Genomic DNA, 5,204 nt, shown 5'->3' with positions numbered 1-5,204 from the left:
TGCCCCTCGGGCAGCGCGCGCAGCAGCGAGACGGCCCGGCCCTCGGCCACGGCCCGCACGGCGCCGGCCAGCAGCGGGCGTTGGGCCGCGCCGGCGGCCACCGGGGTGACCAGAAGCTCGACCGTTCCGCCGCAGGTCAGTGTGGGGGCGAACGGGTCGGCGGCGTCGGCCGTGTACCGGACCAGCCGGGGCGTGCCCTCGGCCAGCGCCGCCCGGCACTCCTCCCACAGCGCGCCCTCGACGCAGCCGCCGGAGACCCCGCCCAGGGCCCGGCCCCGTTCGTCCACGGCGAGCGCGGCGCCCGGCCGGCGCGGGGCGCTGCCCTCGACGGCCACCACGGTGGCCACGGCGAAGGCCCGGCCCTCACGGCACCAGGCGTCGAGTTCGGCGGCGATGTCCAGCATGGCGGGCCTCCGTTCCCCTTGGGCGGACGGTCAACGGGCGTTCGGCGGGCGGGCGTTCGGGCGTCGGCGTTCGGGTGTGAACGTTCCGGCGTGAACGTTCAGGGCCCGGTGGTGAGGTGTTCGGGGCGGACCGGGACGCGGGCCAGGGCACGCCCCGTGGCCTGGCGGATGGCCGCGACGATGGCCGGCGTCGCGGAGAGCGTCGGCGCCTCGCCCACGCCGCGCAGCCCGTAGGGCGCGTGCTCGTCGGCGAGTTCGAGGATGTCCACCGGCATCGGCGGGACGTCCAGGATGGTGGGGATCAGGTAGTCGGTGAACGACGGGTTGCGGATGGTCCCGTCCGGGCCGACCAGGATCTCCTCCAGCACGGCGAGCCCGAGCCCCTGGGTGCTGCCGCCGTGGATCTGGCCGCGCACCGCCCGCGGGTTGATGGCGCGGCCCACGTCCTGGGCGGCGGCCAGCTCGACGACCCTGACCAGGCCGAGTTCCACGTCCACGTCGACCACGGCCCGGTGCGCGCAGAACGAGTACTGGACATGGCCGAAACCCTGCCCCGTCTCGCGGTCGAAGGGCTGGGTCGGCCGGTGCCGGAACTCCAGCTCCAGGTCGATCGCGTCCTCGCCCAGCACCTCGACCAGCGAGGCCAGCCGCGCCCCGCCGGCCGTGACCACCGCGCCGTCGCGCAGCCGCAACCCCGGCTCGTGCCAGCCGGGTTGGGCCGCGCCCAGGCGTTCCCTGCCGCGCCGCAGCAGCTCCGCGCGGACCGCGAGGCAGGTGTTGCGGACCGCGCCGCCGGTCATATAGGTCTGCCGGGAGGCGGAGGTGGAGCCGGCCGAGCCCACGGAGGTGTCGGCCGGCAGGATGCTGACCTGGCTGACGCCGAGTTCGGTGCGGGCGATCTGGGCGTGGACGGTGACCCCGCCCTGGCCGACCTCGGCCATCGCGGTGTGCACGGTGACGACCGGCTCGCCGGCGACGGCGGCCAGCCGCACCCGGGCGGTGGAGTAGTCGTCGAAGCCCTCGGAGAAGCCGACGTTCTTGATGCCGACGCCGTAGCCGACGCCCCGCACGATACCCTCGCCCTGGCTGGAGTTGGCGAGCCCGCCGGGCAGCTCGCGCGGGTCGACGCCGGGTTCGCCGCCGGCGCCGACGGCCTCCCAGGGGTGTTCGGGCGGCAGCGGCCTGGCCCTGACGCGGCGCAGCAGCTCGGCGACGGGCGCGGGCGAGTCCACGGGCTGCCCGGTGGGCATCAGGTCGCCCTGGGCGAGGGCGTTGCGCTGCCGCAGCTCGACGGGGTCCATGCCCAGCGCGGCGGCGAGCCTGTCCATCTGGGTCTCGTAGGCGAAGCACGCCTGCACCGCGCCGAAGCCGCGCATCGCGCCGCAGGGCGGGTTGTTGGTGTAGAGCGCGAGGGCCTCCATCGCGACGTGCGGCACCCGGTAGGGGCCGACGCCCAGCGAGGCGGCGTTGCCCACCACGGCCGGCGAGGAGGAGGCGTAGGCGCCGCCGTCGAGGACGATCCGGCCCTTCACATAGACGAGTTGACCGTCCCTGGTCGCGCCGTGCTCGTAAGCGAGGGTGGCCGGGTGGCGGTGGACATGGCCGACGAACGACTCCTGCCGGTTGTAGACCATCTTCACCGGGCGGCCGGTGCGCAGCGCCAGCAGGCAGGCGTGGGCCTGCATCGACAGGTCCTCGCGGGCGCCGAACGCGCCCCCGACGCCGCCCAGGGTCAGCCGCACCCGCTCCGGCGGGAGGCCCAGCACGGGGGCGAGTTGGCGCTGGTCCACGTGGAGCCACTGGGTGGCGACATAGAGGTCGATCCCGCCGTCCTCGGCCGGCACCGCGAGCCCGGACTCGGGCCCGAGGAACGCCTGGTCCTGCATCCCGACGGTGTACTCGCCGCGCACCACGACCTCGGCGAGCGCCTCGGCCCCCTCCGGGTCCCCGCTGGTGACGGGCTGGCGGTGGACGACGTTGGGGTGGGGGACGAACGGCGCGTGGTGGTCGTCGCGTTCGGGGTGCAGCACGGGGGCGTCGGGGGCGGTGGCGCTGGCCTCGTCGTGGACGACCGGCAGAGGCGCGTACTCGACGCGGACGCGTTCGGCGGCGCGGCGGGCGGTCTCGGGGTGGTCGGCGGCGACCAGGGCGACGGCCTCGCCCTGGTAGCGCACCCGGTCGACGGCCAGCACGGGCTGGTCGGCGAACTCCAGGCCGTAGTGGGTGGCCGCCGGCAGGTCCTCGTGGGTGAGCACGGCGTACACGCCCGGCACGGCCAGGGCCTCGGCGACGTCCAGGGAACGGATCTCGGCGTGGGCGTGCGGGCTGCGCAGCGTGTGGCCCCAGAGCATGTCGCGGTGCCACAGGTCGGAGGCGTAGGCGAACTCGCCGGTGACCTTGAGCACGCCGTCGGGGCGCTGGGTGGACTCGCCGACGCCGCCGGAGGTGTCGGGGGCGGTGTCCCCGCGCTGGGTCAGCCCGCTCGGCGGCGGAACGACGCCCGGCGCGGTGGCGGTGCGGGCGGCGGGCCGTTCGATGACCGGCTCGGCCGCCGGCGCGGCGGTCGGCTCAACGGTCATGGTCCGGGCCCCCGTTCGGGTCCGTCGGGGCCTGGGCGGCGCGGGAGGCGGCCAGCCTGACCGCGTCGAGGATGTTCTCGTAGCCGGTGCAGCGGCAGAGGTTGCCGGCGAGCGCCTCGCGGATGTCGGCGTCCCCGGGGTGCGGGGCGCGGGCCAGCAGCTCCTCGGCGGCCAGCAGCAGCCCGGGGGTGCAGAAGCCGCACTGGACGGCGCCGGTCTCGACGAACGCGGCCTGGAGCGGGGAGAGTTCGCCGTCGGGCCCGGCCATGCCCTCGACGGTGCGGACCTCCGCGCCCTCGGCCTGGCCGGCCGCCACCAGGCAGGCGCAGACCAGCTCCCCGTCGAGGCGCACCGTGCAGGAGCCGCACTCGCCCTGCTCGCAGGCGTTCTTGGAGCCGGGCAGGCCCAGCCGTTCGCGCAGCACATAGAGGAGGCTCTCGCCCTCCCAGACGTGGTCGGCGCTGGTGGGGCGTCCGTTGACCGTGAGGGTGAGTCTCATGCCGGGGCTCCTTCGGGCGTCGGCCTGGGCCGGGCGCGCCAGGCGCGGTCCAGGGTGCGGCGGGCCAGCACCCGCACCGCGTGCCTGCGGTAGTCGGCGCTGCCGCGCACGTCGTCGATGGGCGAGCAGGCGGCGGCCACCAGCTCGGCGAAGCGGGCGGCGGCGGCCGGCGGGGGCGGCCGGCCGGTGGCCCAGTGGTCGCCCTCGGCCAGGACCCCGGTGAGGAACTCCTCGGCGCCGGTGGCCCGCAGCGGGGTGGGCGCGGCCGAGCCGACGGCGGTGCGCACGGTGCGGGTGTCGGGGTGCAGCGCGAGGGCGACGGCACAGACCGCGATCACCATCGCGTTGCGGCTGCCGACCTTGGCGAACTGCTGTGGCCCGGTGGCCCGTTGGACCACGACCGAGTGGATCAGCTCGTCGGGCGCGAGCGCGTTCCGTTTGGGCCCGAGGTAGAACTCCTCGACGGGAACGGTGCGGGTGCCGCGCGCGCTGGCCACCTCGACCCGGGCGCCGGCGGCCAGCAGCGCCGGGTGCGCGTCCCCGGCGGGCGAGGCGCTGCCCAGATTGCCGGCGACGGTGCCACGGTTGCGGATCTGGGGCGAGCCCACGGTGCGGGCGGCCTGCGCCAGCGCCGGCAGTTCGGCGGCCATCCGGTCGATCACGGTGCGGTAGGGGACGCAGGCACCGATCCGCACGGCGCCCGGCTCGGCGCGCCAGGCGCGCAGCTCGGGAACGCGGGTGAGGTCGAGCAGGATCTCGGGGCGGCGTCGGTCGAAGTTGATCTCCACCATCAGGTCGGTGCCGCCGGCGAGCGGCACCGCCTCGGGGTGCGCCGCCTTGACGGCCAGCGCCTCCCGCCAGGTGGCCGGGCGAAGGAACTCCATCGAGTCGGCCCTTTCCGCTGCGTTACGGGCGTGGTGGCGTGGTGCGGGTGCGATCGGAGCGGGGCCTCCAGTAGAGCCCGGCGGGGGCGGTCGGCGGCAGTCACCGAAGGGCCGAAGCCCACGACTGGCGGCACTACCGTTCTTGTAGATTCATACGAAGAGAGCCCGTTCCCGAGGAGTTCCGTTCCGGGTGAGTTCTGTTCCGGGTGAGTTCCGTTCCCGGCCGCGAAGGGAGGTGAGGACCGTGCGACTGCGCGCCCTGCTGGAGTCCGAGCGGCTCGGGCTGCGGCTGCTGTGGGGTGGCGAGGAACTGGACCGGCCGGTGCGCGGGGTGATGACCACCGACCTGCGCGACCCCAGCCGCTATCTGCGCGGCGACGAGCTGGTGCTCACCGGCCTCGCCTGGTGGCGCGGCGGCGCCGACGCCGAGCCCTTCGTCCGGGTGCTGGTGGCCGCCGGGGTGGCCGGACTGGCGGCGGGCACGGCCGAGTTCGGCTCCGTGCCGGACGAGCTGACCACGGCGTGCGCCCGGCACCGGCTGCCGCTGTTCGCGGTGGCCGAGGAGGTCGGCTTCGCCGACCTCACCGAGCATGTGGTGCGCCGGGTCTCGACCGAGCGGGCCGGGGACCTGGCCGCCGTGGTGGAACGCCACCGGCGGCTGATGGCGGCCGGGCCCGCCGGCGGCGGCCCGCAGGCGGTGCTCGACCTGCTGGGCTCCGATCTGGACCTGCCCGCCTGGCTGTTGACCGCCACCGGCCGCGCGGTCGCCGACTCCGGCGCGGGGCCGCTGCCGGCCGAGGTCGGCGCCGAGCTGGCCGCCCGGCGGCTGGCCGGCGCG

At 76.2% G+C, this 5,204-nt stretch carries 5 protein-coding genes; 1 reads left to right on the top strand and 4 read right to left on the bottom strand.

The features are described from left to right. The 4 genes from EBN88_RS28390 to EBN88_RS28375 form a co-directional block, all read right to left on the bottom strand. Positions 1–404 (bottom strand): XdhC family protein (locus EBN88_RS28390; protein WP_199742520.1); only part of this gene is annotated, 404 nt, incomplete at its 3' end. 98 nt (positions 405–502) lie between these two features. Then, positions 503–2,983, bottom strand: coding sequence for a xanthine dehydrogenase subunit D (gene pucD, locus EBN88_RS28385; protein ID WP_122399884.1), 2,481 nt, complete (start codon positions 2,981–2,983; stop codon positions 503–505). Further along, the gene (locus EBN88_RS28380) at positions 2,973–3,482 is read right to left on the bottom strand and encodes a (2Fe-2S)-binding protein (RefSeq protein ID WP_122399883.1); all 510 of its coding nucleotides are present in this window, start codon (positions 3,480–3,482) and stop codon (positions 2,973–2,975) included. The genes pucD and EBN88_RS28380 overlap by 11 nt, the downstream gene beginning before the upstream one ends. Continuing rightward, entirely contained in the window at positions 3,479–4,366 is an 888-nt protein-coding gene (locus EBN88_RS28375) for an FAD binding domain-containing protein (RefSeq protein WP_122399882.1), read from the bottom strand. The genes EBN88_RS28380 and EBN88_RS28375 overlap by 4 nt, the downstream gene beginning before the upstream one ends. 244 nt (positions 4,367–4,610) lie before the next feature. Between EBN88_RS28375 and EBN88_RS28370 the strand changes: the two genes are divergently transcribed. Beyond that, the coding region (locus EBN88_RS28370; RefSeq protein ID WP_199742521.1) for a PucR family transcriptional regulator ligand-binding domain-containing protein at positions 4,611–5,204 on the top strand (594 nt) is incomplete at its 3' end.

Origin of the sequence: Streptomyces triticirhizae, assembly GCF_003696235.1 — a bacterium.
GTDB lineage: Bacteria > Actinomycetota > Actinomycetes > Streptomycetales > Streptomycetaceae > Streptomyces > Streptomyces triticirhizae.
This window is presented reverse-complemented; position numbering and strand designations above follow the sequence as displayed.